The organism is Flavobacterium sp. IC2-16, from assembly GCF_055521455.1.
The window spans coordinates 1,436,494-1,460,980 of sequence record NZ_CM145480.1 but is presented as its reverse complement, the minus strand read 5'-3'; the positions used below and the strand labels follow the sequence as shown (position 1 = coordinate 1,460,980).

Annotated in this window: 22 protein-coding genes; 10 read left to right on the top strand and 12 right to left on the bottom strand. The window is 35.9% G+C overall.

Annotated features, from left to right (window positions below; translation table 11 throughout):
- The 7 genes from bioD to ACZ1JT_RS06590 form a co-directional block, all read right to left on the bottom strand.
- On the bottom strand, positions 1–618 hold the full coding sequence (bioD, locus tag ACZ1JT_RS06620; protein WP_465093055.1) for a dethiobiotin synthase: 618 nt from the start codon (positions 616–618) through the stop codon (positions 1–3).
- A 9-nt stretch (positions 619–627) separates the two neighbouring features.
- Positions 628–1,767 carry an aminotransferase class I/II-fold pyridoxal phosphate-dependent enzyme gene (locus ACZ1JT_RS06615; RefSeq protein WP_465093054.1) on the bottom strand — a complete coding sequence of 380 codons (1,140 nt, stop codon included), beginning with the start codon at positions 1,765–1,767 and terminating at the stop codon, positions 628–630.
- A gap of 158 nt (positions 1,768–1,925) precedes the next feature.
- Positions 1,926–2,207, bottom strand: coding sequence for a F0F1 ATP synthase subunit delta/epsilon (locus tag ACZ1JT_RS06610; RefSeq protein ID WP_465093053.1), 282 nt, complete (start codon positions 2,205–2,207; stop codon positions 1,926–1,928).
- Between the two features lie 70 nt (positions 2,208–2,277).
- Complete coding sequence (gene atpD / locus ACZ1JT_RS06605; protein WP_465093052.1) at positions 2,278–3,789, bottom strand: F0F1 ATP synthase subunit beta; 1,512 nt, start codon at positions 3,787–3,789, stop codon at positions 2,278–2,280.
- Positions 3,790–3,938: 149 nt separating this feature from the next.
- On the bottom strand, positions 3,939–5,786 hold the full coding sequence (gene glmS, locus ACZ1JT_RS06600) for a glutamine--fructose-6-phosphate transaminase (isomerizing) (RefSeq protein ID WP_465093051.1): 1,848 nt from the start codon (positions 5,784–5,786) through the stop codon (positions 3,939–3,941).
- A 2-nt stretch (positions 5,787–5,788) separates the two neighbouring features.
- The gene (locus ACZ1JT_RS06595; RefSeq protein ID WP_465093050.1) at positions 5,789–7,438 is read right to left on the bottom strand and encodes a DUF4270 domain-containing protein; all 1,650 of its coding nucleotides are present in this window, start codon (positions 7,436–7,438) and stop codon (positions 5,789–5,791) included.
- 9 nt (positions 7,439–7,447) lie between these two features.
- Entirely contained in the window at positions 7,448–8,254 is an 807-nt protein-coding gene (locus ACZ1JT_RS06590; protein WP_465093049.1) for a glycogen/starch synthase, read from the bottom strand.
- 108 nt (positions 8,255–8,362) lie between these two features.
- Here ACZ1JT_RS06590 and panC point away from each other — a divergent pair, with 108 nt between their 5' ends.
- The 8 genes from panC to ACZ1JT_RS06550 are packed head-to-tail and all read left to right on the top strand — an operon-like array spanning position 8,363 to position 16,165.
- Complete coding sequence (gene panC, locus ACZ1JT_RS06585) at positions 8,363–9,211, top strand: pantoate--beta-alanine ligase (RefSeq protein WP_465093048.1); 849 nt, start codon at positions 8,363–8,365, stop codon at positions 9,209–9,211.
- Between the two features lie 14 nt (positions 9,212–9,225).
- Complete coding sequence (panD, locus tag ACZ1JT_RS06580; RefSeq protein ID WP_465093047.1) at positions 9,226–9,576, top strand: aspartate 1-decarboxylase; 351 nt, start codon at positions 9,226–9,228, stop codon at positions 9,574–9,576.
- A gap of 2 nt (positions 9,577–9,578) precedes the next feature.
- Complete coding sequence (locus ACZ1JT_RS06575; RefSeq protein WP_465093046.1) at positions 9,579–10,541, top strand: lysylphosphatidylglycerol synthase transmembrane domain-containing protein; 963 nt, start codon at positions 9,579–9,581, stop codon at positions 10,539–10,541.
- Between the two features lie 46 nt (positions 10,542–10,587).
- Positions 10,588–11,829: an alpha/beta hydrolase gene (locus tag ACZ1JT_RS06570; RefSeq protein ID WP_465093045.1), complete on the top strand. Its 1,242-nt coding sequence runs from the start codon at positions 10,588–10,590 to the stop codon at positions 11,827–11,829.
- 1 nt (position 11,830) lies between these two features.
- On the top strand, positions 11,831–13,192 hold the full coding sequence (gene radA, locus ACZ1JT_RS06565) for a DNA repair protein RadA (RefSeq protein ID WP_465093044.1): 1,362 nt from the start codon (positions 11,831–11,833) through the stop codon (positions 13,190–13,192).
- 17 nt (positions 13,193–13,209) lie between these two features.
- Positions 13,210–13,674: a gliding motility lipoprotein GldH family protein gene (locus ACZ1JT_RS06560; RefSeq protein WP_465093043.1), complete on the top strand. Its 465-nt coding sequence runs from the start codon at positions 13,210–13,212 to the stop codon at positions 13,672–13,674.
- Positions 13,675–13,679: 5 nt separating this feature from the next.
- Entirely contained in the window at positions 13,680–14,204 is a 525-nt protein-coding gene (locus ACZ1JT_RS06555; RefSeq protein WP_465093042.1) for a hypothetical protein, read from the top strand.
- Entirely contained in the window at positions 14,201–16,165 is a 1,965-nt protein-coding gene (locus ACZ1JT_RS06550; RefSeq protein ID WP_465093041.1) for a transglycosylase domain-containing protein, read from the top strand. The genes ACZ1JT_RS06555 and ACZ1JT_RS06550 overlap by 4 nt, the downstream gene beginning before the upstream one ends.
- Position 16,166: 1 nt before the next feature.
- Here the strand turns inward: ACZ1JT_RS06550 and ACZ1JT_RS06545 are convergent, their stop codons facing one another.
- Both ACZ1JT_RS06545 and ACZ1JT_RS06540 read right to left on the bottom strand, forming a co-directional pair.
- Entirely contained in the window at positions 16,167–16,916 is a 750-nt protein-coding gene (locus ACZ1JT_RS06545; protein ID WP_465093040.1) for a LytR/AlgR family response regulator transcription factor, read from the bottom strand.
- On the bottom strand, positions 16,913–18,742 hold the full coding sequence (locus ACZ1JT_RS06540; protein ID WP_465093039.1) for a tetratricopeptide repeat-containing sensor histidine kinase: 1,830 nt from the start codon (positions 18,740–18,742) through the stop codon (positions 16,913–16,915). The genes ACZ1JT_RS06545 and ACZ1JT_RS06540 overlap by 4 nt, the downstream gene beginning before the upstream one ends.
- A 149-nt stretch (positions 18,743–18,891) precedes the next feature.
- On the opposite strand from ACZ1JT_RS06540, the gene ACZ1JT_RS06535 reads away from it, so the two are divergent.
- Both ACZ1JT_RS06535 and ACZ1JT_RS06530 read left to right on the top strand, forming a co-directional pair.
- Positions 18,892–20,193: a prenyltransferase/squalene oxidase repeat-containing protein gene (locus ACZ1JT_RS06535; RefSeq protein WP_465093038.1), complete on the top strand. Its 1,302-nt coding sequence runs from the start codon at positions 18,892–18,894 to the stop codon at positions 20,191–20,193.
- Positions 20,194–20,209: 16 nt separating this feature from the next.
- Entirely contained in the window at positions 20,210–21,367 is a 1,158-nt protein-coding gene (locus ACZ1JT_RS06530; RefSeq protein WP_465093037.1) for a VWA domain-containing protein, read from the top strand.
- A gap of 39 nt (positions 21,368–21,406) precedes the next feature.
- Here ACZ1JT_RS06530 and ACZ1JT_RS06525 read toward each other — a convergent pair whose 3' ends face one another.
- The 3 genes from ACZ1JT_RS06525 to ACZ1JT_RS06515 all read right to left on the bottom strand — a co-directional run bounded on the left by ACZ1JT_RS06525 (position 21,407) and on the right by ACZ1JT_RS06515 (position 24,339).
- Positions 21,407–22,444 (bottom strand): aldo/keto reductase, encoded by a 1,038-nt coding sequence (locus tag ACZ1JT_RS06525; protein WP_465093036.1) that lies wholly within the window; start codon positions 22,442–22,444, stop codon positions 21,407–21,409.
- 140 nt (positions 22,445–22,584) lie between these two features.
- Positions 22,585–23,550 (bottom strand): OmpA family protein, encoded by a 966-nt coding sequence (locus tag ACZ1JT_RS06520; RefSeq protein ID WP_465093035.1) that lies wholly within the window; start codon positions 23,548–23,550, stop codon positions 22,585–22,587.
- A 27-nt stretch (positions 23,551–23,577) separates the two neighbouring features.
- Positions 23,578–24,339: an exodeoxyribonuclease III gene (locus ACZ1JT_RS06515; RefSeq protein ID WP_465093034.1), complete on the bottom strand. Its 762-nt coding sequence runs from the start codon at positions 24,337–24,339 to the stop codon at positions 23,578–23,580.
- Positions 24,340–24,487: the final 148 nt, after the last annotated feature.

Genomic DNA, 24,487 nt, shown 5'->3' with positions numbered 1-24,487 from the left:
TTACAACGCAACCAAGTTTGATTTGAATTTATCTGCATAATAGCGGATTACATTTTGGTCGAAATACGGTTCATTTTCGATTCGTCCTAGCATTTTCAGACCAGTTTTTTCTAAAATAATTTTTTCAGAAGGATGATTTTCATCGCCACTAAATACTATTCCAGCAATAGAACAATTTCTGTTTTTAAGAGCTTCAACCGTCAATAGTGTATGATTGATACTACCTAAATAATGACGAGAAACCACAACCACTTTGTAATCGGATTGTATTAAGTCTATTATAGAATCCGAATTATTTAACGGAACAAAAATTCCGCCAGCGCCTTCTATGACAAGATGGTTTTTGGTTTTGGGTTCTTTGATTTTTTTTAAGTCGATTTCAACATTATCCAGCTCTGCAGCCCAGTGTGGACTAGCTGGCGTTTGCAAAGCATAGGCATTATCAAAAATGCTTGTTTTGGAATTCGAAATGTATCTTTTGATTTTATGCGAATCGGAATTGTCCAAGTCACCGGCCTGAATAGGTTTCCAGTAATCGGCTTCCAAGGCTTCAGTAAGTATTGCTGAAACAATTGTTTTTCCGACATCAGTCCCTATTCCGGTTATAAATAATTTCATTTTTAAAATTTAAAACACAAAAGTACTCAATAAGTGTAGGACTTCCGAAATTTCATCTTTCGAATTATAACTATGAATACAAAAACGCAACCGCTCTTGACCTTCCGGAACCGTGGGTGACAAAATAGCCTTCACATCAAAACCTTTATCCTGAAGCTGTTGCGCAATCGTTTTTACCTTTTCATTACCCGGAATTATTGCCGATTGAATTGCCGATTTACTATAAACAAAAACAGGCTTTAAACCCAATCGAGTCTTTTCCTGATTGAAATGAAGAATATTAGCCCGAAGGTTATTGATTTTTTCGGCTTCCAAATGCTGATATGCCACCAAAATTGTTGCTACGGAATGAGGGGAAAGCCCGGTTGTATAGATAAAACTTCGAGCAAAATTCACTAAATACGACTTCAAATCGGCACTCCCTAAAATGGCTGCACCATGACAACCTAAGCCTTTTCCAAAAGTCACAATACGAGCAAAAACTTTATCCTGTAAATTTAAATGTTGTGCGAATCCTTCACCATTTTGTCCAAAAACTCCTAACGCATGCGCTTCATCTAAAATTAAATTAGCATCATATTTCTCTGTTATTGTGGTTAATTCTTCCAGATTGGGACAATCACCATCCATGGAAAAAACAGTTTCTGTAACAATATAGATTTCGGCAGCCTCTGTTTTGAATCGTTTAAGTAATCGTTCTAAATCCTCAAAATCATTATGTTGAAACTTATACGCTTTGGCATTAGAAAGTTGAATTCCATCACGTATGGAGGCATGACTTAACTCATCATATAAAATAACATCATTTCGCTGTGGTACCGAGCTAAAAAAACCTACGTTGGCATCGTAACCCGAATTAAACAGCAAGGCATTTTCCGCTTTATGAAAAGCCGCAATGAACACTTCAGCTTCATGATACAGCGGATGATTACCCGAAATTAATCGCGATCCCGTTGCTCCATTAATTTTACAACTTCTGCTTTGGAGCAATTGATGAGTCTTGTCGAAAATTTCTTCTGATTGAGCGAATCCTAAATAATCGTTGGAAGAGAAATCTATTACATTTTTTTGATCAGGCAAGTTCCGTAAGGCGTTAGCCTTTACCCTTAGAGTTAACTTTTCTTGTAATGATTTTGGAAGCGATTTCATAGTTTCAAATGTACTAAAAATAGTAAAACGTCCAGCCCGGATAGCAGTGGCATCCTTTTAGTTTTTTAAACTAAAAGATAAAACGAATAGCCGGAAAAGCTGCAAAATAAAAAAAGCCTAACAAATCTGCTAGGCTTCTCTTTTTATTTAGAACTGTTTTAGTCGGCTAAAACAATTACTTTATTGTCGTTCATTTCGATAGTTCCCGATGTGATTGGCAACCAATAGGTTTGATCATTCACTTTGTTGAATTTGTCTGCAAATTCTTTAGCGATTTTAATGTTTGACCCTACGATTTTCACATTTCCTTTTGCTAATAACGACACGATAGGCGCGTGGTTGATTAACATTTGGAACTCACCATTTACTCCAGGAACCGATACCGAAGTAACTTCTCCTTTGAATAATGTGGCTTCTGGTGATACAATTTCTACAATCATATTTCTTTAGTTTACAGTCTCAGTGTACAGTCTCAGTTCTGAATACTGCGACTGACAACTGAATACTAAATTATGCTTCTGCTAACATTTTTTGACCTGCTTCGATAACATCTTCGATGGTACCTTTCAAGTTGAAAGCAGCCTCAGGTAAGTGGTCTAACTCACCGTCGATAATCATGTTAAATCCTTTGATAGTATCTTTAATATCAACCAATACTCCAGGGATACCCGTAAACTGCTCTGCTACGTGGAACGGCTGAGACAAGAAACGTTGTACACGACGTGCTCTTGATACAGATAATTTATCTTCTTCAGACAACTCTTCCATACCTAAGATCGCGATGATATCCTGTAATTGTTTGTATTTCTGTAAAATCTCTTTTACTCTTTGTGCACATGCATAGTGCTCTTTTCCTAAAATTTCAGGAGTTAAGATACGAGAAGTAGAATCCAATGGATCTACCGCTGGATAAATACCTAACTCAGCAATTTTACGAGACAATACTGTAGTAGCATCTAAGTGGGCGAAAGTTGTAGCTGGCGCCGGATCCGTTAAGTCATCCGCAGGTACGTATACCGCTTGTACAGATGTAATAGATCCTGTTTTTGTAGATGTAATACGCTCTTGCATAGCACCCATTTCGGTTGCTAATGTTGGTTGGTAACCTACCGCAGATGGCATACGACCTAATAACGCAGACACCTCAGAACCCGCTTGTGTAAAACGGAAGATGTTATCTACGAAGAAAAGTACGTCTTTCCCTTGTCCTTCACCTGCTCCATCACGGAAATACTCTGCGATAGAAAGACCTGATAAAGCAACACGAGCACGAGCACCTGGCGGCTCATTCATCTGACCGAATACGAAAGTAGCTTTAGACTCTCTCATACCTGGCTTATCTACTTTAGACAAATCCCATCCTCCATTTTCCATAGAGTGCATGAAATCGTCACCATATTTGATAATACCTGACTCTAACATCTCGCGAAGTAAGTCATTTCCTTCACGTGTTCTTTCTCCTACTCCTGCGAATACAGAAAGACCACCGTGACCTTTTGCAATATTGTTAATCAACTCCTGGATCAATACGGTTTTACCTACTCCGGCACCACCAAACAATCCAATTTTACCTCCTTTTGCATAAGGCTCAATCAAATCGATTACTTTGATTCCAGTAAATAAAACTTCTGTTGAAGTTGATAAATCCTCGAATTTTGGAGCTGGTCTGTGGATTGGCAATCCGTTTTCACCTTCTTTAGGTAAATCTCCAAGACCGTCAATAGCATCACCGATTACATTGAAAAGACGTCCATAAATATCTTTCCCAATAGGCATTTGAATTGGATTTCCAGTTGAAAGTACTTCAGTACCTCTACTTAAACCATCTGTTGAATCCATTGAGATAGTACGAACAGTATCTTCTCCAATGTGAGACTGTACTTCAAGTACTAATTTTGAACCATCATTTTTAGTAATTTCCAATGAATCATAGATTTTTGGAAGTTCGGCGTTTTGTGTGTTGAAAACTACGTCAACAACAGGCCCGATAATTTGTGCAACTTTACCTGTAACTTTAGACATTGCTTATGTATTTATTAAACAGCTATTTACGTTTTATGAAAAAACCTCTTTTTTCAGAGCGCAAAGATAGTTTTTTATCACTTAATAATCCAACTTAATTTTTGAATTTTTTGCAATAAAAAAGCGGATGTGAGAATCCGCTTTACTTTTTATTCGACTGTAACCGACTTTGCAAGGTTTCGTGGCTGATCGACATTACATCCTCTCATAACTGCAATATGGTATGATAACAGTTGTAATGGTATCGTTGCCAACAAAGGCGTTAATGCTTCTGCCGTGTCTGGAATTTCAATAATATGATCTGCCAGTCCTTTCACTTGAACATCACCTTTGGTAACAACAGCAATAATTTTCCCACTTCTGGCTTTAATTTCTTGTATGTTACTTACTACTTTGTCGTAATGATTTTGTTTAGGCGCAATTACTACTACAGGCATTTGCTCATCAATAAGCGCAATAGGCCCGTGTTTCATTTCGGCAGCCGGATATCCTTCTGCATGAATGTATGATATTTCTTTTAGCTTTAAAGCCCCTTCTAAGGCTACCGGGAAATTATATCCGCGACCCAAATACAAACAGTTTGTTGCATCTTTATAGATAGAAGCTATGGTTTTAGCCACATCGTTTGTTTGTAAAGCCTCTTCAACTTTTTCCGGTATTAATTCCAATTCCAACAAATAACGTTGGTAATCTGAATTATTCATAGTCCCTTTAGCTTTAGCTAAACGAAGAGAAATCAATGTTAATATTGTAATTTGAGTTGTAAATGCTTTTGTTGAAGCTACTCCAATTTCTGGACCTGCATGGGTATATGCTCCTGCATGAGTTTCACGCGAAATAGAAGACCCAACTACATTACACACCCCAAACACAAATGCACCACTTTCTTTTGCCAACTTAATCGCGGCTAAAGTATCTGCCGTTTCACCCGATTGCGAAATAGCAATAACAACATCTTTCTTGTTGATAATTGGATTTCTATAACGGAATTCTGAGGCGTATTCTACTTCTACAGGAATTCGAGCAAATTCTTCAAAAATATATTCAGCTACCAAGCCCGCATGCCAAGAAGTACCGCAGGCAACAATTATAATACGATCTGCATTAAGGAACTTTTCGATATTATCTTCGATACCCGCCATTTGAATAATTCCTTTACTGGTAAGCAAACGACCTCTATAGGTATCTTTAATTACGCTTGGCTGCTCATAAATTTCTTTTAGCATGAAATGATCGTAGCCTCCTTTTTCAATTTGCTCCAAATTCATTTGCAATTGCTGCACGTATGGATTTACAAGCGAATCGTCTTTAATTCGGCGTACTTTCATTGGTTTATCCAAACGGACAATAGCCATTTCTTCGTCTTCTAAATAAATAGCATTATTGGTATATTCGATAAAAGGCGACGCATCTGAAGCAACAAAAAACTCACCTTCACCTATTCCTATAGCCAATGGACTTCCTAAACGTGCCACAACCATTTCGTTAGGCTTTTTCTTATCCATTACCGCAATAGCATAAGCCCCGACAACTTGATTAAGTGCAATTTGAACAGCTTTTCCTAGCTTTAAGTTATCTTTTTTCTGAATATCTTCAATCAAATTCACCAACACTTCCGTATCGGTATCTGATTTAAAAGTATATCCCCTATTTATCAATTCTTTTTTAAGAGGCTCGTAATTTTCAATAATTCCGTTGTGAATAATTACCAAATCTCCGGAATTCGAAAAATGCGGATGTGAATTTACATCATTAGGCACACCGTGAGTTGCCCAACGCGTATGACCCATTCCCATAGTTCCCGCTAAAGAAATCTCTTTTTGAGCTCTTTCTTCAAGATCTGAAACTTTTCCTTTCGTTTTTGAAAGACGAAAATCACCTTGATCGTAAAGCACAACTCCAGCACTATCATAACCACGGTATTCTAAACGTTTTAACCCTTTAATAATTACAGGATAAGCCTCTCTGTAACCAATATATCCTACGATTCCACACATATTTAATCAGGTTTTGTGTAATAAATCTCTAATTTAAGTCTTTTTTCCGAATCTTCACTAGTTGGACTATGCAAAACGGTTCCTAGCGGATTCATTACAGAACCAACCGGAATTGATTTTTTAGGCTGCATGCCAGGTTGCGGTTTTAAATAAGCGTTTGATGACGTATTGATATCTTCAGTAACAACTAACCCTAATTTAAAATTAGTAGAGTCGGTATTTTTAATACAACTTTTAAGGTATTCAGTAATTCTAATTTTGTATTTTATCCCTCTACCAGTATCATCTTTACTAATAATTCCACCAAATGTAGTTTTGTTCAATTTAGTATTTGATGAAATAACGGTTGGATCTGACTGATAATCAACTAATGGCTTTTGATTTTTAGCATCAAAAAGATATATCCTAACAGGTTCGGGTTGGTTTCCAAGCGCATCTTTATCAACATAGAATGTCAAATTCGCCTCATTGATCAACCAGTTTTTAGAACGAATTTCATCCAAATCGTCTGGTGTTGTTCCATCATCAGGGCCATCTGTACCAAACAAATTAATATAAGTAACAGCTCCATTACCTCCATTCAAATACAAACGAGTATCTCCGGTTGGTAATGCAAAATCTGTATCAAAGAAGTTTGCCGTATTACCACCTAGTTTGAAAGTATAACTTTTTTTAAGTTGAACAAGCGCTGTCGCTGGGTCATTATCAGTATCAAAATCTGCTTTGTAACGAATATTGATATAGCCTTTAGAGAAATCCAACATGGCCTTAGCTCCTTGTCCAGGATCAATTTGCTCTACCTGAAAATACAATCCTCTAAAATAAGTAGCAAAAGCATTGTCATTAAGCAAGTTTTCAGACGAGGCTTCTAAAATTCTTTTTTTGATGTACTCTTTATTCAAATTAATCCAAATTCCAGGAGTAAATCTTTCCTTAACAACCCTTTTTGTCAAATCACCTTGATCTGTTAAAACAACACCTGAAGAATTTACATAAAGTCCCGATCCGTTGGTTTTGTATATAATTTTCTCTTCGGGATTAAACCAAAACTCTTCATTTTCACTTGTAGATGTAGCATCATTAAGATATGCGCCATTAACTATAGAATTCCCTGAGCCATCATTCCCTCGTTTAAAATTTTCAACTTTTGCCTTTTCATTCGAATAATGACGTTGCACACCATTGGAATCATTCGGATCAAAATCGGCTAAATAATATCCGTTTTCGTAAACTTTAAGTTTAAATTTTTGATCTCCACCATAAATAGAATCCAACTCATATTGTCTAACACCATCTGTTGTTCCGGTTTGTTTACTAAAATATGGAACATAGAGCCAAACCGAATCAATTACAGCATTTTGTCCAAAATCAATACTATTCGCTGGTAATTTAACTTGAGTAACAAAATGAGAAGCAGACGTTCCAAAAGGAGGATTCGAATAAACGCCCAATGAATTCACTTTCAAATTACTTGACTGAACTGGACCTGTAATTGAATCATACGCCTCTACCTCATAGTCAATTTTATCAAAATCAAAAAAATTCTCACCGACAATATCCGAACCTATGGTGTTGAAGTCTTTATCACAAGAAAACAAAGAAACTGCCAATACAACAAAAGACAGTTTCTTAAATAATGAAATTTTATTCATATTTTTTAATTATAAAACGGTGTTTTTATAGAAATCTGTATACGCTTCCGCAAATTTTTCTTTGGGAACGAAAGGTAAAAAAGGTTTACCTGAACTTTCTATAAATTTTGTTAAACTTGAAGACACCTGTTCTGAAGCTAAAATAACCGCATCGGAATGCAATATTGAGGCTTTCATTATATTTTCAAAATTTGGCACACTCAAATCTTGCACTGCATCTTCTGGTACATTATCAAATGTAACTTTCTTTATCATTGAAGAATCCAAAGTTCCATCAAAAGACTGACTAAATACAGAGGTCACAATTTTTGTATCGGCAAAAAGCGCTTCATTTTTATAAAAATGCTTCATGTAAACCGGCAACATTGCTGCCATCCAACCATGAACATGAATAATATCTGGGACCCAGTTTAATTTCTTAACCGTTTCCACCACACCTTTTGCAAAGAAAATAGCTCTTTCGTCGTTGTCTGGATACAAAACCCCTTCTTCATCAGTAAAAGTCGCTTTTCTCTTAAAATATTCGTCGTTGTCAATAAAATAAACCTGAATACGCTCTTTCGGTATTGATGCCACTTTAATAATTAATGGCATATCCATATCGTTAACAACCAAATTCATACCTGACAAACGGATAACCTCGTGTAACTGATGTCTACGCTCGTTAATATTCCCGTAACGAGGCATAAATATACGTATTTGCCCCCCTTGATCATTAATCATTTTTGGCACATCATACGACATTAAAGAAACTTCATTTTCAGCTAAATAAGGCACTACCTCAGATGATACATACAATATCCTCTTATCTTCCATTTGTATTTTCTATTTTAGTAATGAGTATAAAAAACATGCAAAATTACAAAAATTTATGCAGTTATTTGACAAAATAGTAAGTTTGCAGTCAATTTAAACCCGAAGAAAATGTTAATCTTCAGTAATAAGTCGGATTTAATCGCGCATTTATCAACATTAAATCCTTCAAAAATAAAAGTTGGTTTTGTTCCAACAATGGGCGCTTTACATGAAGGACATCTTTCGTTAATGAAAGAATCACTACAAAACAACGATTGTACTGTTGTAAGTATTTTTGTGAATCCAACTCAATTTAACAACCCTGAAGATTTAGAGAAATACCCTCGTACCTTAGATCTCGATGTCGAAAAAATAAAGTCACTTTCGGACACTATCATAGTTTATGCACCAACAATATCCGATATTTATGAAGGCAATGTCAAATCGACACCTTTCAACTATGATGGTTTGGAATTTCAAATGGAAGGCGCTCACCGACCAGGACATTTTGACGGCGTAGGTACTATTGTAAAAAAACTTTTTGAAATTGTTAAGCCAAACAATGCCTATTTCGGGGAAAAAGATTTTCAACAGCTTCAAATTGTAAACAAAATGGTAACAAAACACAAAATCCCTGTTACTATTCATGGCTGCCCTATTTACAGAGAAGCTAACGGTTTAGCTATGAGTTCTAGAAACGAACGTCTTTCTGCCGAAGCAAGAAAAGAAGCTGCATTAATATACCAAACACTAAAAACTGCCAAAACAAAATTTGGCACACATTCTGCTAATGAAGTGATAGCGTTTGTAGAAAGACAATTTTCAAAACATCCGAATTTTAAATTGGAATATTTTGAAATTGCAGACGAAGCCACTTTATTACCTTGTAAAAGAAAAAGTAAAGCTAAAAAATATCGTGGTTTTATTGCCGTTTTCATAAACAACGTAAGATTAATTGACAATATTTCACTAAATTAATTTAACTTTGCACCATGCAAATTCAAGTTGTAAAATCCAAGATTCACCGCGTAAAGGTGACTGGAGCCGATTTAAATTACATCGGAAGTATTACCATTGATGAAGCTTTAATGGAAGCTTCCAATATTTACGAAGGCGAAAAAGTATCTATTGTTAACCTTAACAATGGTGAACGTTTAGAAACTTATGCCATTACTGGACCCAGAAACAGTGGCGAAATAACCCTTAACGGACCTGCCGCTAGAAAAGTTCACAAAGGCGACATCATTATTATCATTTCATACGGAATTCTAACCTGTGAAGAAGCCAAAACCTTTAAGCCTTCAATTATTTTTCCAAACGAAGAAAACAACACACTAACCTAGTTTTGAACGAAAAAACAAAAAAAATAATAAGTATAGGACTCCCTCTTTTGTTGGGAGTCTTTTTAGTTTTTTACAACTACAATAAGTTCTCACCGGAACAAATTGAAGAAATGAAAGGCTACTTTAAAAATGCTAATTATAATTTCATTATTATTTCATCTTTTTTCTCAATAGTTAGTTTAGCCGCAAGAGGATACCGATGGAGGTATAGTCTTGAACATATGGGCTATCTGTCTCGTTTCTCAACCAATTTTTCGGCTGTAAACATCGGGTATTTAATGAACTACACCGTTCCTCGCTCCGGAGAAGTTTCACGAGCCCTTGTGCTAAAAAAATACAACGACATTCCTTTCGATAAAGCTTTCGGGACTATTATCGCCGAGAGAGTTATTGATTTATTCATCTTAATCGGATTTATTTTAACTGCTTTTATTCTTCAGTTTAACCAATTACAGTCTTTCATTTCGAAATACATCCCAGTTGAGAAGATGATTTACCTGGGACTGATTGGTTTTATTGGATTAATTGCTGTTACATTGCTTTTCTTTTATTCCAATTGGAAACCCATTCTGTTCATAAAAGAAAAAGTTTCCGGTCTTATTGAAGGGCTATTGAGTACATTCAAAATGCCAAAGCGAATTCCTTTTCTTTTTTTCACTGCGGTAATATGGATCTCGTATGTACTAACTTTTTATTCAGCAGTTTATGCTCTTCCTGAAACCAGCAATATTGGTTTTGGAACTATCGTAACTGCTTTTGTAGTAGGAAGCTTGGCAGTAACTTTTACCAATGGTGGATTTGGAGCCTTTCCTTTAATGATTGCCCAAATTTTGGTTTTATACAATATTCCCGAAACGGCAGGCACTGCATTCGGATGGATTTTGTGGACTTCACAAACCGCTCTAGTTGCAATTTTAGGAGGACTTTCTTTTTTACTTTTACCGATACTGAATCGAAAAAAATAATTTGCTATATTGCTGTTCTATTTTTCAACAGCTAAAAAAGTAACTTATGAAATCGAAATTGCTTCTGTTATTGGCATTTATTACTAGTTCTGCATTTGCACAACGTTATGACGAACCCTTCGAGTCACAAAAATTAGGCGAAGCACGAGACGTAACTATTGTACTACCTCCATCATACGAATCTAATAAAGATAAAAAATACCCTGTTTTTGTTGTATTAGACAGTGATTATCTGCTTGATCCGATTATGGGTACCATGAAGTATGGCGCGTATTGGGACGACCTCCCGGAAGTTATTCTTGTTGGGATTAATCAAAACAAAAACAATGAAAGAGAATACGATTCTCAATTTGACGAAAACGGGATCCCTACCGAAAGTGGTGCTAAATTTTTCGAATTCATTGGTATTGAACTGCTTCCATATATCGAAAAGAAATTTCGTGTAGCTCCTTACCGTTTAATTGTAGGACACGATTTAACTGCTGGGTTTATGAATGCCTATTTGTATAAAGACAACCCTGTTTTCAACGCATACTTGTGTTTGAGTCCGGATTTACCTGCAGAAATGGAAACTCGTCTACCGGAGCGCCTTAACATAATGAAAAAACCAATTTTCTTTTACTTAGCAACCGCAGATGGTGATTTGAAAAAAGACAGAGAACGTATCAAAACATTAGGTGAAGGTTTAAAGACAGTTAAAAACGATTTTGTTAAGTTTGGTTTTGATGACTTCAAAAACACATCACACTATTCGTTGGTTCCAGGAGCAATTAACAGTGCTATTTTTGCAATTTTTGATGGCTACCAACCAATTTCCATGAATGAATTCCAAGAGAAATTGGGCAAAATGGACAAAGGTCACACGCAATATCTAATTGACAAGTACACCGCTATTGAGAAAAAACTAGGATTCATGCCAAAAATTCGTTTGAGTGATTTCAAAGCGATTGAAGCTGCCATCATGAAAAACAAAAACTACGAAGACTTCGGACCTTTATCTGATTTGGCTAAAAAGAATTACCCTAAATCCATGCTAGCTAATTATCATTTAGCCATGATGTATGACAACACTGGCGAGCCTGCTAAGGCACAAAAAGCATTTATGGCTGCTTTCGGTCAAGAACCAATTCGTGACTTAACAAAAGACATGATGTTGGAACGCGCTGACGCTATAAAAGGGCAATTGAAAAAAGGTAAAGAGAAAAGAAAAAAGAATCAGGAAGAAACCGTAGAAGAAACTCCTACTGAAGTACCTGCTGAAGCTCCAGCAGAAGAACCAAAACAATAAAATGGCCAAAATAAAAACTTCCTTTTTTTGCCAAAGTTGTGGTACTCAATTTGCTAAATGGCAAGGACAGTGCACTTCTTGCAAAGAATGGAACACAATTGTTGAAGAAATTATCCAAAAAGAAGAAAAAGTTGCTTGGAAAACCGAGACCTCTTCGGTCAAAAAAGCAGCCAAACCCCTTCGAATAAAAGAAATTGATTCTGCCGAAGAAATCCGGTTAGACACCACAGACGGTGAGCTGAACCGGGTTTTAGGTGGCGGGTTAGTCCCAGGCTCCTTGACGCTTTTAGGTGGCGAACCTGGTATTGGAAAAAGCACACTTTTGCTTCAAATTTCACTCAAACTTCCTTACAAAACCTTATACGTTTCGGGAGAAGAAAGTCAGAAGCAAATAAAAATGCGCGCCGAGCGAATTACCGCCAATACCGACAATTGCTATATTTTAACCGAAACCAAAACGCAAAATATTTTTCGTCAAATCGAAGAAATTGAACCGGAAATTGTTATTATCGATTCCATTCAAACCCTTCATACGGATTATATTGAATCGTCTGCAGGTAGTATTTCTCAAATTCGGGAAACGACTGCCGAACTAATCAAATTTGCCAAAGAAACTAATATTCCTGTTATTTTAATAGGCCATATCACCAAAGATGGTAACATTGCAGGGCCTAAAATATTAGAGCACATGGTCGATACTGTGTTACAATTTGAAGGTGATCGTAACCATGTGTATCGTATTTTGCGTTCTTTAAAAAACCGTTTTGGATCAACTGCCGAATTAGGTATTTATGAAATGCAGGGTTCGGGTTTACGCGAAGTTGCCAATCCATCGGAAATACTAATATCCCACAAAGACGAAGAGCTTTCCGGAACAGCAATTGCTACTACTTTAGAAGGCATGCGTCCTTTGATGATTGAAATTCAAGCATTAGTTTCCACAGCCGTATACGGAACTCCACAAAGAAGCACAACAGGATACAACGCAAAACGTTTAAATATGATATTGGCGGTTCTAGAAAAGCGTGCAGGGTTTCGATTGGGTGCTAAAGACGTTTTCTTAAATGTAACTGGCGGAATTTCGGTAGATGACCCCGCTATCGATTTAGCCGTTGTTGCTGCCATTTTATCTTCAAACGAAGATATTCCGGTAGGAAAAAATTATTGTTTCGCTGGTGAAGTTGGTTTATCTGGAGAAATTCGTCCTGTAAACCGAGTGGAACAACGCATCCAAGAAGCCGAAAAACTAGGGTTTTCAACCATATTTATTTCAAAATACAATAAGATTTCGCTTAAAAATACGTTAATCGATATTAAGATGGTTGCAAAAATTGAAGACGTTGCAGAGCAATTGTTTGGCTAATTTTAAAAAAAGTAATTATGAAAATTAAATTTCTACTTCTTATTGGCTTATTCTCGCTTTTCATTTCATGCAATAAAGATGAAGTATTTAGTCAGTTTGATACCGATTTCGAAAGCAATCGTTGGTTATCAAAAAATGTAAAAACGTTTGAATTTTATATTGAAGATGACACCAAACCTTATAACTTAAACTTGAAATTCAGTCATGTGTACGATTATCAATATGATAGTGTACCCTTGAAAATAACAATAACCGATTCGGATAGAAATGTTGAAGAAATCTCTCTTAATCTTAAAATAAAGGATGCCAGCGGCAAACAATTGGCAGAGTGTACCGGTGATGTTTGTGATTTAACTGTTCCTATTAAAGAAAAAACAACCCTAGCAAAAGGTGCTTATAAAATTAGTATAACTAATGCATTTCACGGGCCTTATTTACCCAATGTAATAGGTTTAGGTATTTCTGTTGAAACTGCACAATAATTATAATGAAATCTGAGGTTGAAATACTACAAATTATAAACAATTTTCACGAATTAGGCGAAACCGTTCAGGCTGCCGAATTTGTGGTAAAAGAATATGGTTTGTCGCAACCTAATTTCAAAGGATTTGAATATCGGGAAGCCGCAAAACCCGACTACATTCTAATGACCACCGAAGGTACTTTTGGTGAACAGCAGATTATTCGTTTACCCGAAAACACTTTTGCGTTTCCATTTCCATTAATCATGAACCTCATCGCACACGAAATGGTGCATGTAATACAAAAGTCGAAGGAACATTTGGTTATGGACAAAAACGAACGGGAGTGGCAAGCCTATTACGAAATGCTTTTTCATAAAATTTTCCCACTAATCCCAATTTGCACCGTTTACCATCAAAAATTCTTTGCTGAAAAGGCAATTGAATACTATAACCGAATGGGTGAAGGCTCTGAGCTACAACAAAAATATAGTGAACAAAGAAAAGAGGTGGAAAATTTACTAGCTTCGCTTACGAATCCTGAAAAATGAAAAACAAAAAACAAAAACTAATACTTTTTTTAAAAATTGTAGCACTTCTTGTGGTGCTGGTATTGGGTACGTTATATTTTTTCAGAGACACTTTATTACAAAAAGCGATTGCGAAGGCTGAGACGAAGTTCAAAAACGAATACAATTGTGCGTTTTCTGTAAAAAAGGCAAATTTCAACGGCATATCTGGCGTAGAAATGACAGACATTGTTTTAGTTCCTCAGGATGCGGATACACTTCTAGCTGTAAAAAAAATAAAAACCACTTATAGTCTTAGTCAACTGCTTACCGGCGATCTTCAATTAAACAATCTCGAAATGAGTACCGGTTTTATCCAACTGGTAAAAAACAATAAAGGCCGAAATTTTGATGCTTTTCTAAAAAAAGACCGTACTGAAAAATCTACCGAAAAAAGAAATTACGCCAAATTGGCCTACAGATTACTAAATACTGTTTTGAATTTGGTTCCAAGTGAAATGAAGTTAGACCATTTGTCTTTACGAATGGATGATATGGGTAGAAAAGTCACGCTGCAAATGGGAAATTTACAGCTTATTGACGAGCAACTGGAAACCACTATCAACGTAAAAACAAACACTTTTACACAAAACTGGAGCATCAAAGGATATGCAAATCCTCGAGATAAAAAAGCCGATTTACAGTTTTCCAGTACCGACACCGCTAAAATTCAGGTTCCATACATCGATGAACGCTTCGGATTAAAATCGGGATTCGACAAAATTCACGTGAAGTTAGATCGTCTTGAAATGGAAAGTGGCAAACTGCATATTGAAGGTTTTAGTTCTATCGAAAACTTTACTATCAACCATCCTAAAATAGCATCCAAAGATGTTGTAATTGAAAATGCGCAATGGGATTACCGTTTTGTATTGGGTAGTGATTTTATTGCTATCGATAGCTCTTCTACTGCAAAATTAAACCACATTACAGTTCAACCCTTTGCAGAGTACAACACCGAAAATGACACGGTATACAAATTGAAAATCGGAATTCCGAAGATGAAAGCACAAGATTTCATTAATTCACTTCCTAAAGGATTGTTCACCCATTTTGAAGGTATGGAAGCCGAAGGCAATTTTGAATACGCTTTAAATTTCGAATACAACAAAAACAAACCAAACGATTTAATTTTTGATAGCGAATTAAAGAAAGAAAATCTTAAAATCACCAAATACGGGGAAGCTAACTTATCAAAACTAAATGGCGAATTTACGTATCGCGCCATCGAAAAAGGAATTCAACAAAGGCCCATTTTAGTTGGTAATGCCAATCCTTATTACACCCCTTTAGATCAAATATCACCCTACCTGCAAGCATCGGTTTTAACCAATGAAGACCCTTCTTTTTTCTACCATCATGGTTTTATCAACGAGGCTTTCAAACAATCCATCGTAAAAAACATTCGAACTAAAAAATTTGCTCGAGGCGCTAGTACTATAAGCATGCAATTGGTTAAAAATGTATTTCTAACCCGAGAAAAAACACTTTCCCGAAAACTGGAAGAAATTCTATTGGTTTACATCTTAGAAAACAATCGTATTGTTTCTAAATCTCGTATGCTTGAAGTATATTTTAACGTAATTGAATGGGGACCCAACGTGTATGGAATTGGTGAAGCTTCGGAGTTTTATTTTCAGAAAAAACCAAGTGAATTAACCCTTAACGAATGTTTGTATTTGGCTTCTATTGTACCAAAACCTAAGAAATTTATGTGGCAATTTGACGGGGAAGGACATCAGAAACCGTATGCGTTGAAAAACCAAAAATTCATTCGTAATTTAATGCTGCGAAGAGCGCTAATTACCGATCAAGACACCCTTAACAGTGGTATTCCGTTACACATATCAGGTCCGGCGCGTTTATTTTTAAAACTAAAAACCCCACAAGATTCTACTGCTGTCGAACCGATAGAAGTTGAAACAGAAGAATTTGATTTTTAAATCATTTGAAATTTTTTAAAAAATCATCTTTATAAGTAGATGACAATTCAATTTCGGCACCATCATTCAACATTATATAGCCACCTTTATTATACGACTTCACATAATTTACATTGATGATATGCGATTTATGGACACGTAAAAAGGGAAAAGGTAAGATTTCAGAAAAGTGCTTTAAAAATCGGCAAACCATTTTCTTGCTTCCATCGGCCAAATGTAAATCGGTAAAATTACCATTGCCACGCAAACGAACGATATCTTCCATTTTAACCACTTCAAAACCTTCTAGTGTTGGCAAAATCACCTGCTTTTTGTCTGGTTGTGTTTCCCTGAAATTTTCTACTATAATTTTATTTCGGTTAAAAAGTTCGTGATTCACAATATGCTGCTGAACTTTATTTACAGCAACTATTAATTCTTCAATACTAATAGGTTTCAGCAAATAGTACGCAGCACTTTGGTTGAGTGCTTTGAGGGAATATTCAGAAAAAGCCGTTACAAATATGGTTTCAAAATGCAAATCTTTACACGCTTCTAATACATCAAAAGCATTTCCAAAAGGCATTTCAACATCTAAAAAAACCAATTGAGGCCGAAGCTCATGCAATAATGGAACTGCTTCTTTTATATTTTTGGCCTCTCCTATAACTTCAACCTGTGGGCAGTATTTTGTCAAATAGTTTTTAAGCACTTCTCGTGCTGCCAATTCATCTTCTACAATTACCGCTTGTATTTTATGTAAGGTCATCATATTTTATCAAACAAGGGAAACGTTAGTGTTACAATAGTTCCGGTTGTACCGCTGTTTTTTTCATGAATATCAAATTCAATTGCTGTTTTATACAGTTCGTTTAACAAACTTATTCGCTCTTTTGTATTGGTTACTCCTCGAGACTGATGTACTTTCTGATTGCGTGTTTTTAGTGCTGCGCTTTCTGTTAACCCAATCCCATTATCGTCTACTATCACCGAAACCTTACCGCGATTTAATTCGAACTTCAACAACAACAATCCTTTCGTTTCTCTGTACCGCAAACCATGCCAAATAGCATTTTCCAAATGCGGCTGAATAAGCATATTGGGCACTAAAGTAGTCTCGGTATCTAAAGCATCGTCAACCACAATTTGGTAGTCGAATTTATCCTGAAATCGCAAATGCTCTAAATCCAAATATTTTTTCAACTGCTCAATTTCATTACTTAAACTAATGAAATCTTTATTCGAATTTTCCATCATAGTACGCATCAAATGGGAATACGATGTTAAATATTTATTGGCTTCCAATTCTTTATTTTGAGAAATAAACTGATTCACACTATTCAAACTGTTAAAGATAAAATGTGGATTCATTTCCCGACGCAACGATTGCAATGCAATTTCTTTATTCTTGGTTTTGATAGAATATAAAGCCTTTACGATTAACCCGAAGAACAACAACAAAAGGGCTATCGACCCTAAAAGCACATAATTAAACGTGTTTTTTTTAGCAATTAATTCGTCTTTCAAGAGTTTTTCTTTTTCCAACTGACGAATTTTATCTTCAGTTATCTGAAAAGTTTTCTCATCAATTAAAGAGCTATCGTTTTGTATAAGCCTATCGAAATTTTGAAAAAAAGTATCGTATAAGGCAATACTTTCTTTATCCTTACCGTGAGATTTATAATATTCAAGCAATTGCGTTAGGCTATTCTTAACCTCATTGGTGTTTCCTTGTGCAGTTGCCAATTGATAGGCCTCTTTTAACGATTGAATGGCTTTTTCGGCTTCGTTTTTCTTAAAATAAATTGTAGCCAAAACCTGTAGCTGAGTGATTTGAGTATCTACATCATTATTTTTTTGAGCATCATGCAATACTTTTTCGCTTATAGCTAGAGCTTTATCAAAATCATTTTCTGAAACATACACTTTCGCAATTTCATTTTTAATTTTTGCTACTTCTTCCGGTTGGTCTTTCACATACGTAATAGCTTTTTCGTAACTCTGAATGGCTTCTTCTGTATTTTTACGTTGTAAGTTTACCTCGGCATTTTGCATGTACGCATCGGCTACTTCAGCTTTTTTATCTTCTTTCTGCAAAAGTTGAATATTCGACTGAACATACGACGATTGTGCTGCTGGATTGTCCATATTTCGCAAACGATTTGCATCGTTTTTATTTACTTGCTCAATGCTTTTATCATTGGCTATGGCTCCAGCGGCTTCATAATTTTTTATAGCCGCACTTACTTTGTTACGCGATTCTTGAACTTTAGCCAAATTACGGGTTACCCGAGATTTATCAGAAGACAAATTCAATTTCTTATAGGTCAACAACGCTTTATTTAAATATATTTCCGCTTTTGCATTATCTCCTTTTTCAATAAAACCATCGGCTAGTTTTTCATAATTTTTAGCGATTTGAAGTTCATTATTCGCATCTAACGACTCTTTCAAATCATCGGCCGCTTTACTCAATTTAACTGTTGATGCTTTTTTCGATTTTGCAGGAACCGGTAAAATAGTATCCTGTGCTACAGCCCTGTTGCTTAGGCTAAGCATTAAAAAAAGCAATCCGAAAAAAGTTAATTTCTGTACCATTTTATTAGGTTCTATGTAAATGTAAAGTAAATATTTTAAAAAAGAGTTTCCTATACATTTCACCAAGTCAAAAGCCAATTTCACCCATTCTGCAAAAAAAGCATGATTTGGCCTGCTACTTTTGAAGTGTAATCATAAACCAAGAAATCATGAAAACGGAAAATCTATTAATAGCATTAAGTGTTTCGGCACTAATGGCCGGTACGATTTTGAAAGACAAAATCAAATCCGACAATACATTACGCCCTTGCTGTGAAAAAACAACAACCGCTGAAAAACCTTGTGTGTTTTTATCGATGATGGGCGAGCAATCTGTTAGCAATTATGCTATATACAAAAATGATTCCAAAATTACTTCCGCTATTTCCGATGGCGAAAAATGGTTAATTGAAGCTCAAAATCCCGATGGAGGCTGGGGAGCGGGATCACACAACCGTCAACAAGAACGCAATCCACATGCCGTAAGTTCTGACCCCGCTACCACTGCAATGTCGGCCATGGCAATGTATCGTATGGGATATTCCATTGAAAAAGGAAAATACAAGAAAGAACTTTCAGACGCTCTAACTTTTCTTCTGGACGAAATCGAAAAGAATAAAAACAATGAATTTATTACTCAAGTCCGTGGCACACAAATTCAAACGAAACTAGGACAAAATATTGATGCTGCACTTACCTTACAATTTTTAAATCAGATTGTACCCACAATTTCAGATCATAATCTTAAGAAAAGAGTCGAAAACGGAATCCAAAGTTGTGTCGATAAAATTGAAAAATCATACGACAGTAGTGGCCGTGTTTCCGGAGCCGGTTGGGCAGGGGTTCTTCAATCTTCTTTTGCCAATGCAGGATTGGAGCAAGCATCAAAAAACAGCAAAATTAAAGTGGATAAATCTAAAATTGAAGCCGCAAGAAAATACCAAAAAGACAATTACAACCCACAAGACAACAGTGTTAAAACCGCAGATGGAGCCGGAATTATGTTATATGCCGTAAGTAGTTCTGTTCGAGGAAGTGCTGAAGAAGCTAAAGAAGCCGAGGATCTTTTTGAGAAAGCAAAAGCAGATGGAAAAATCAGTAAAAAAGCTGAAATGAATCAAGAAAACTTACAAAAAATAGGATTGTCACGTGAAAAAGCTACTTCGTACGATGTTGCCAACAAAGTTTATGCAGCCGCCAAAGTAAAAGCTATGGATGATACTGTAATGAATGGATTCGGGAATAATGGTGGTGAGGAATTTCTAAGCTTTTTACAAACCGGAGAATCCATGCGAGTAAAAAAAGATGATGATTGGAAAAAATGGTATGATAATGTAAGTGGAAAAATGATTAAAATTCAAAATACTGATGGAAGCTGGAATGGCCATCATTGCATTACCAGTCCGGTATTTTGTACTGCCACTTGCCTCCTTATTTTATCTATTGAAAACGATATTAAAACACAACGCTAATCTTAAATCAAATCATATGAAAAAGTATATCACCTCTATTTTAATAGCAACAACTGTTTTATTTGCCAATTGCACCAACGCTTCAGGCAAAAAGCCTAAACAAACAACCATTGAGACAACACGAATCGAAGAAAACACTAAAATTCAAGTTGCCATTTTATTAGACACATCCAATAGTATGGACGGACTGATTGAACAAGCTAAATCCCGTTTATGGAATATCGTAAATACGCTTACTACATTAAAATACCAAGGGAAAACTCCAGATATCGAAATTGGCTTATATGAATACGGAAACGATGGATTAGCCGTGCAATCCAATTACATCAGACAAGTGGCGCCTTTAACGACCGACTTAGATTTGATTTCCGAAAAACTTTTCTCACTTCGCACCAATGGCGGTTCTGAATACTGTGGCGCTGTGATAGCCGATGCTACAAAACAATTAAATTGGGGGAAAGAAGCTGCAAATATGAAATTAATCTATATTGCCGGCAACGAACCATTTAACCAAGGAACCATTAATTATAAAGAAGCTATTAGCGATGCGTTGAAAAACAACATTTACGTAAATACTATATTTTGTGGCAATCAAGAAGAAGGTATCCGTACGTTTTGGAAAGATGGTGCCGATGCTGGTCAGGGAAAATATTTCAATATCGATTCGAACAAAGCAGTTATGTATATTGCTACGCCTTACGACGTTCGTATTACCGAATGCAATGCCAAAATAAATACTACCTATGTAAGTTATGGCAGTAAAGGATACGAAAAGAAAATGAACCAAGAAGCACAAGACAAAAATGCCGAAGCTGTTTCTGCTGCAAACTTTACAGAACGTGCCGTTAGTAAATCGAAAGCTGTATACAAAAATGACAGCTGGGATTTGGTCGATAAAGTAAAAGACGATAAAGAAGCCATTACCAAGCTAAAAAAAGAGGAATTACCAAAAGAATTGCAAAACAAATCCAAAGAAGAAATTAAGGCTTATGTAGCTCAAAAATCTAAAGAACGTGAAGCCATTCAAAAAGAAATCTCCGATTTGGCAAAAAAACGTCAAGCATACATTGACAATGAAATGAAAAAAACAAAATCACAAGACGATTTAGGAAATGCCATAAATTCTTCGTTGGTTAGTTTTGCCAAAAAGAAAGGTTACACCATGGTGCAATAAAAAAATCCCGACCAATTGGTCGGGATTTCTATTTTAAAACTAAGGCGCAGGGTTCGGAATTTTTTCTTGTATTTTATTGATTTCCGCAAGAACCTCATCGGTTAAACGCACCTCAAACGCATTTATATTCTCTTCCAACTGATCCAAGGATGTTGCTCCCACAATCGTTGATGTTACATACCGTTGATGATTTACAAAAGCGATGGAAAGTTCTGTTAAGGTTAACCCCAAACTATGTGCTAAATTCTGGTATAAACGGGTTGCTTGGAAACAATTTTCGTTGGTATATCGAGTAAAATGTGGAAATAATCCTAAGCGTGAATCCGGAAGAATTCCATTTAAATGTTTTCCGGTTAAAAATCCAAAACCTAGTGGTGAATACGCCAATAGCCCAACTTGTTCGCGTATACAAATTTCCGACAAGCCCACTTCAAACAAGCGATTTAACAACGACAATGGGTTTTGAATAGTCGCTATTCGAGGCAAATTGTGTTTTTCACTTTCCGATAAGAACTTCATCACACCCCACGGATTTTCATTGGAAACCCCAATATGTTTAATTTTACCCGCTTTGATTAATCCGTCGAAAGTAGTTAAAACCTCAACTATATTATCTTGCCATTGTGGGTCAATTTCAGAAACACCGCGTTTGCCGAACATATTCATAACTCGTTCAGGCCAATGCATCTGATATAAATCGATATAATCGGTTTGCAGGTTTTTCAAACTCAAATCAACCGCTTCATGCAAGCTTTTTTTGGAAAAATCCAATGGCTCACGAATGTAACCCATTCCCCTATTGGGGCCAGCAATTTTCGTTGCCACCACTAATCCGTCTCTTTTATGCTTGTTTTTGGCCAACCAGGTTCCAATATGGCGCTCAGTACTTCCAAAAATATGTTCATTTCCGCCAATGGGATACATTTCCGCCGTATCTATAAAATTAATTCCTCGTTCCACTGCATAATCCAATTGATTATGTGCTTCGGCTTCAGAATTTTGATTTCCAAATGTCATTGTTCCTAAACAAATCTCGCTAACTTCTATATTGGTATGCGGTAAAGTTGTGTACTTCATGGTATTTTGAGTTGTTATCCGGCAAAGATACAAAGTTGAAAAGGTTCAATAAAAAAGGTTCAGCGTTTAATCTGAACCTTTTCATCTAATAAATTGTTTTTATGACCTAAGTTACTATGTAACTCAGAGACTTATCCTTTTTAGATTTCATTCAACAATTTCGAAATTTCATCCAATTTCGGTGTTAAAATGATTTCAATTCTACGGTTTTTAGCTTTACCATCTGCCGATTCATTAGAAGCTAAAGGCGCATACTCGCCTCTACCCGCAGCAGTAAGATTTTCTTTATGAACCATTGGGTTTGACGTTAAAATATTTACAATAGCCGTTGCACGTTTTGTAGATAAATCCCAGTTGTTTTCTACACCACCGCCAATAGTTCCTGTAATTTTATCGTTATCGGTATGTCCTTCAATCAACACAGCGATATCTGGATTGTCTCCTAAAACTTTACCTACTAAGTCAACTGCTTTTTTTCCTTCAGAACCAACTGTCCAACTTCCCGATTCAAATAAAAGTTTGTTTTCCATAGAAACATATACTTTTCCGTTTTTATGTTCTACTGTCAAACCTTTTCCTTCAAAAGCTTTTAACGATTTTGATAAGGTTTCTTTTAATTTATTCATAGCCGCTTCTTTAGAAGCAATCATGCTTTCCAATTCGTTAACACGATCCGAACGGTCTTTTAAATCTTTACTTAATTTATCCAAACGGTCACGTTCTGCTGCAAGCGCTTTTTCTTTGGCTTCCAACTGCGCTAATAACTCGCGGTTTTTATCCATATTCGCCTTCAAAGCTTCGTCGCTATTCTTCTCTAAAGCTTTATATGACGATTGAAGTGTTTTTAAGTTATTACTTGCCGCTGCATAATCTGAAGCCAATTTATCGCGTTCAGCTTTTAATTTATCCAATTCAGCTTGTAACGATGTTTTATCCAGTTCCAATTGGTTTTTACCCGTTTTTAAAACATCATTTTCATCTGCCAATGAACGGTTTTCTTTTTTTAAATCGGCGAATTTGTTTTCTAGGTCGGTGTACATCTTTTTAGACACACATGAGGTCGTTAAGGCCAAAGCCAAAATCCCTACAGATACTTGTTTTATCATTTTTTAGTGGTATTTAGCATTATTAATTTATTCCATTTCAACCAGCACAGGGCAATGGTCGGAGTGTTTCGCTTCGGGCAAAATCACGGCGCGTTTCATTTTATCTTTTAACGGATTACTAACTAAATTGTAATCAATTCTCCAACCTTTATTGTTGTTTCTTGCGTTTGCACGATAACTCCACCAACTATAGTTATGAGGTTCTTTATTAAAATGACGAAAACTGTCTATGAATCCGCTTTTCATGAACCGATCTAACCATGCTCTTTCTTCGGGCAAAAAACCAGACACTTTAGCATTTCGAATTGGATCATGAATATCGATAGCTTCATGGCAAATATTATAATCGCCACCAATAATCAAATTCGGAACTTCATTTTTAAGATTGTCAATATAGCTTTGGAAATCGTCCATATATTGAAACTTATGACTCAAACGATCAATATTGGTTCCTGAAGGCAGGTACAAACTCATTACCGAAAACGAATCGAAATCCGCTCTTAAATTGCGCCCTTCTTTGTCCATATAGTCAATTCCTGTACCGTAAACTACATTATTAGGCTTTACTTTCGATAGAATAGCAACACCACTGTAACCTTTCTTTTCTGCTGGAAAGTAGTATTGATAAGGATAACCCGCCATTTCAATTTCCATAACAGGAATTTGATCTTGAGTAGCTTTAATTTCCTGAAGACAAATTACATCGGGATTTGCACTTTTCAACCAATCTAAAAAACCTTTGGTAATAGCCGCTCGAATTCCGTTAACGTTATAAGAGATAATCTTCATTCTTTGGTTTAATTTTTTCAAAAATAGCTAAAAAAGGCCGACTTTTCTAACCGCTTATCATAAATATTATAAACAATTCACTGTCAATTACCTATCAAAAAAAGAACGGCAATACCTCACAATAATGTCGATTTTTCTTTCGGCATTC

Excerpts from the sequence above, each read along its gene's own strand:
- panC (WP_465093048.1), top strand. The coding sequence starts at position 8,363 with ATGTTAATCTTCAGTAATAAGTCGGATTTAATCGCGCATTTATCAACA.
- ACZ1JT_RS06535 (WP_465093038.1), top strand. The coding sequence starts at position 18,892 with ATGAAAACGGAAAATCTATTAATAGCATTAAGTGTTTCGGCACTAATG.
- glmS (WP_465093051.1), bottom strand. The coding sequence starts at position 5,786 with ATGTGTGGAATCGTAGGATATATTGGTTACAGAGAGGCTTATCCTGTA.
- ACZ1JT_RS06570 (WP_465093045.1), top strand. The coding sequence starts at position 10,588 with ATGAAATCGAAATTGCTTCTGTTATTGGCATTTATTACTAGTTCTGCA.
- ACZ1JT_RS06540 (WP_465093039.1), bottom strand. The coding sequence starts at position 18,742 with ATGGTACAGAAATTAACTTTTTTCGGATTGCTTTTTTTAATGCTTAGC.
- ACZ1JT_RS06530 (WP_465093037.1), top strand. The coding sequence starts at position 20,210 with ATGAAAAAGTATATCACCTCTATTTTAATAGCAACAACTGTTTTATTT.
- bioD (WP_465093055.1), bottom strand. The coding sequence starts at position 618 with ATGAAATTATTTATAACCGGAATAGGGACTGATGTCGGAAAAACAATT.
- ACZ1JT_RS06525 (WP_465093036.1), bottom strand. The coding sequence starts at position 22,444 with ATGAAGTACACAACTTTACCGCATACCAATATAGAAGTTAGCGAGATT.
- ACZ1JT_RS06610 (WP_465093053.1), bottom strand. The coding sequence starts at position 2,207 with ATGATTGTAGAAATTGTATCACCAGAAGCCACATTATTCAAAGGAGAA.
- ACZ1JT_RS06555 (WP_465093042.1), top strand. The coding sequence starts at position 13,680 with ATGAAATCTGAGGTTGAAATACTACAAATTATAAACAATTTTCACGAA.
- ACZ1JT_RS06560 (WP_465093043.1), top strand. The coding sequence starts at position 13,210 with ATGAAAATTAAATTTCTACTTCTTATTGGCTTATTCTCGCTTTTCATT.
- atpD (WP_465093052.1), bottom strand. The coding sequence starts at position 3,789 with ATGTCTAAAGTTACAGGTAAAGTTGCACAAATTATCGGGCCTGTTGTT.
- ACZ1JT_RS06520 (WP_465093035.1), bottom strand. The coding sequence starts at position 23,550 with ATGATAAAACAAGTATCTGTAGGGATTTTGGCTTTGGCCTTAACGACC.
- ACZ1JT_RS06615 (WP_465093054.1), bottom strand. The coding sequence starts at position 1,767 with ATGAAATCGCTTCCAAAATCATTACAAGAAAAGTTAACTCTAAGGGTA.
- ACZ1JT_RS06595 (WP_465093050.1), bottom strand. The coding sequence starts at position 7,438 with ATGAATAAAATTTCATTATTTAAGAAACTGTCTTTTGTTGTATTGGCA.
- ACZ1JT_RS06550 (WP_465093041.1), top strand. The coding sequence starts at position 14,201 with ATGAAAAACAAAAAACAAAAACTAATACTTTTTTTAAAAATTGTAGCA.
- panD (WP_465093047.1), top strand. The coding sequence starts at position 9,226 with ATGCAAATTCAAGTTGTAAAATCCAAGATTCACCGCGTAAAGGTGACT.
- ACZ1JT_RS06545 (WP_465093040.1), bottom strand. The coding sequence starts at position 16,916 with ATGATGACCTTACATAAAATACAAGCGGTAATTGTAGAAGATGAATTG.
- radA (WP_465093044.1), top strand. The coding sequence starts at position 11,831 with ATGGCCAAAATAAAAACTTCCTTTTTTTGCCAAAGTTGTGGTACTCAA.
- ACZ1JT_RS06590 (WP_465093049.1), bottom strand. The coding sequence starts at position 8,254 with ATGGAAGATAAGAGGATATTGTATGTATCATCTGAGGTAGTGCCTTAT.
- ACZ1JT_RS06515 (WP_465093034.1), bottom strand. The coding sequence starts at position 24,339 with ATGAAGATTATCTCTTATAACGTTAACGGAATTCGAGCGGCTATTACC.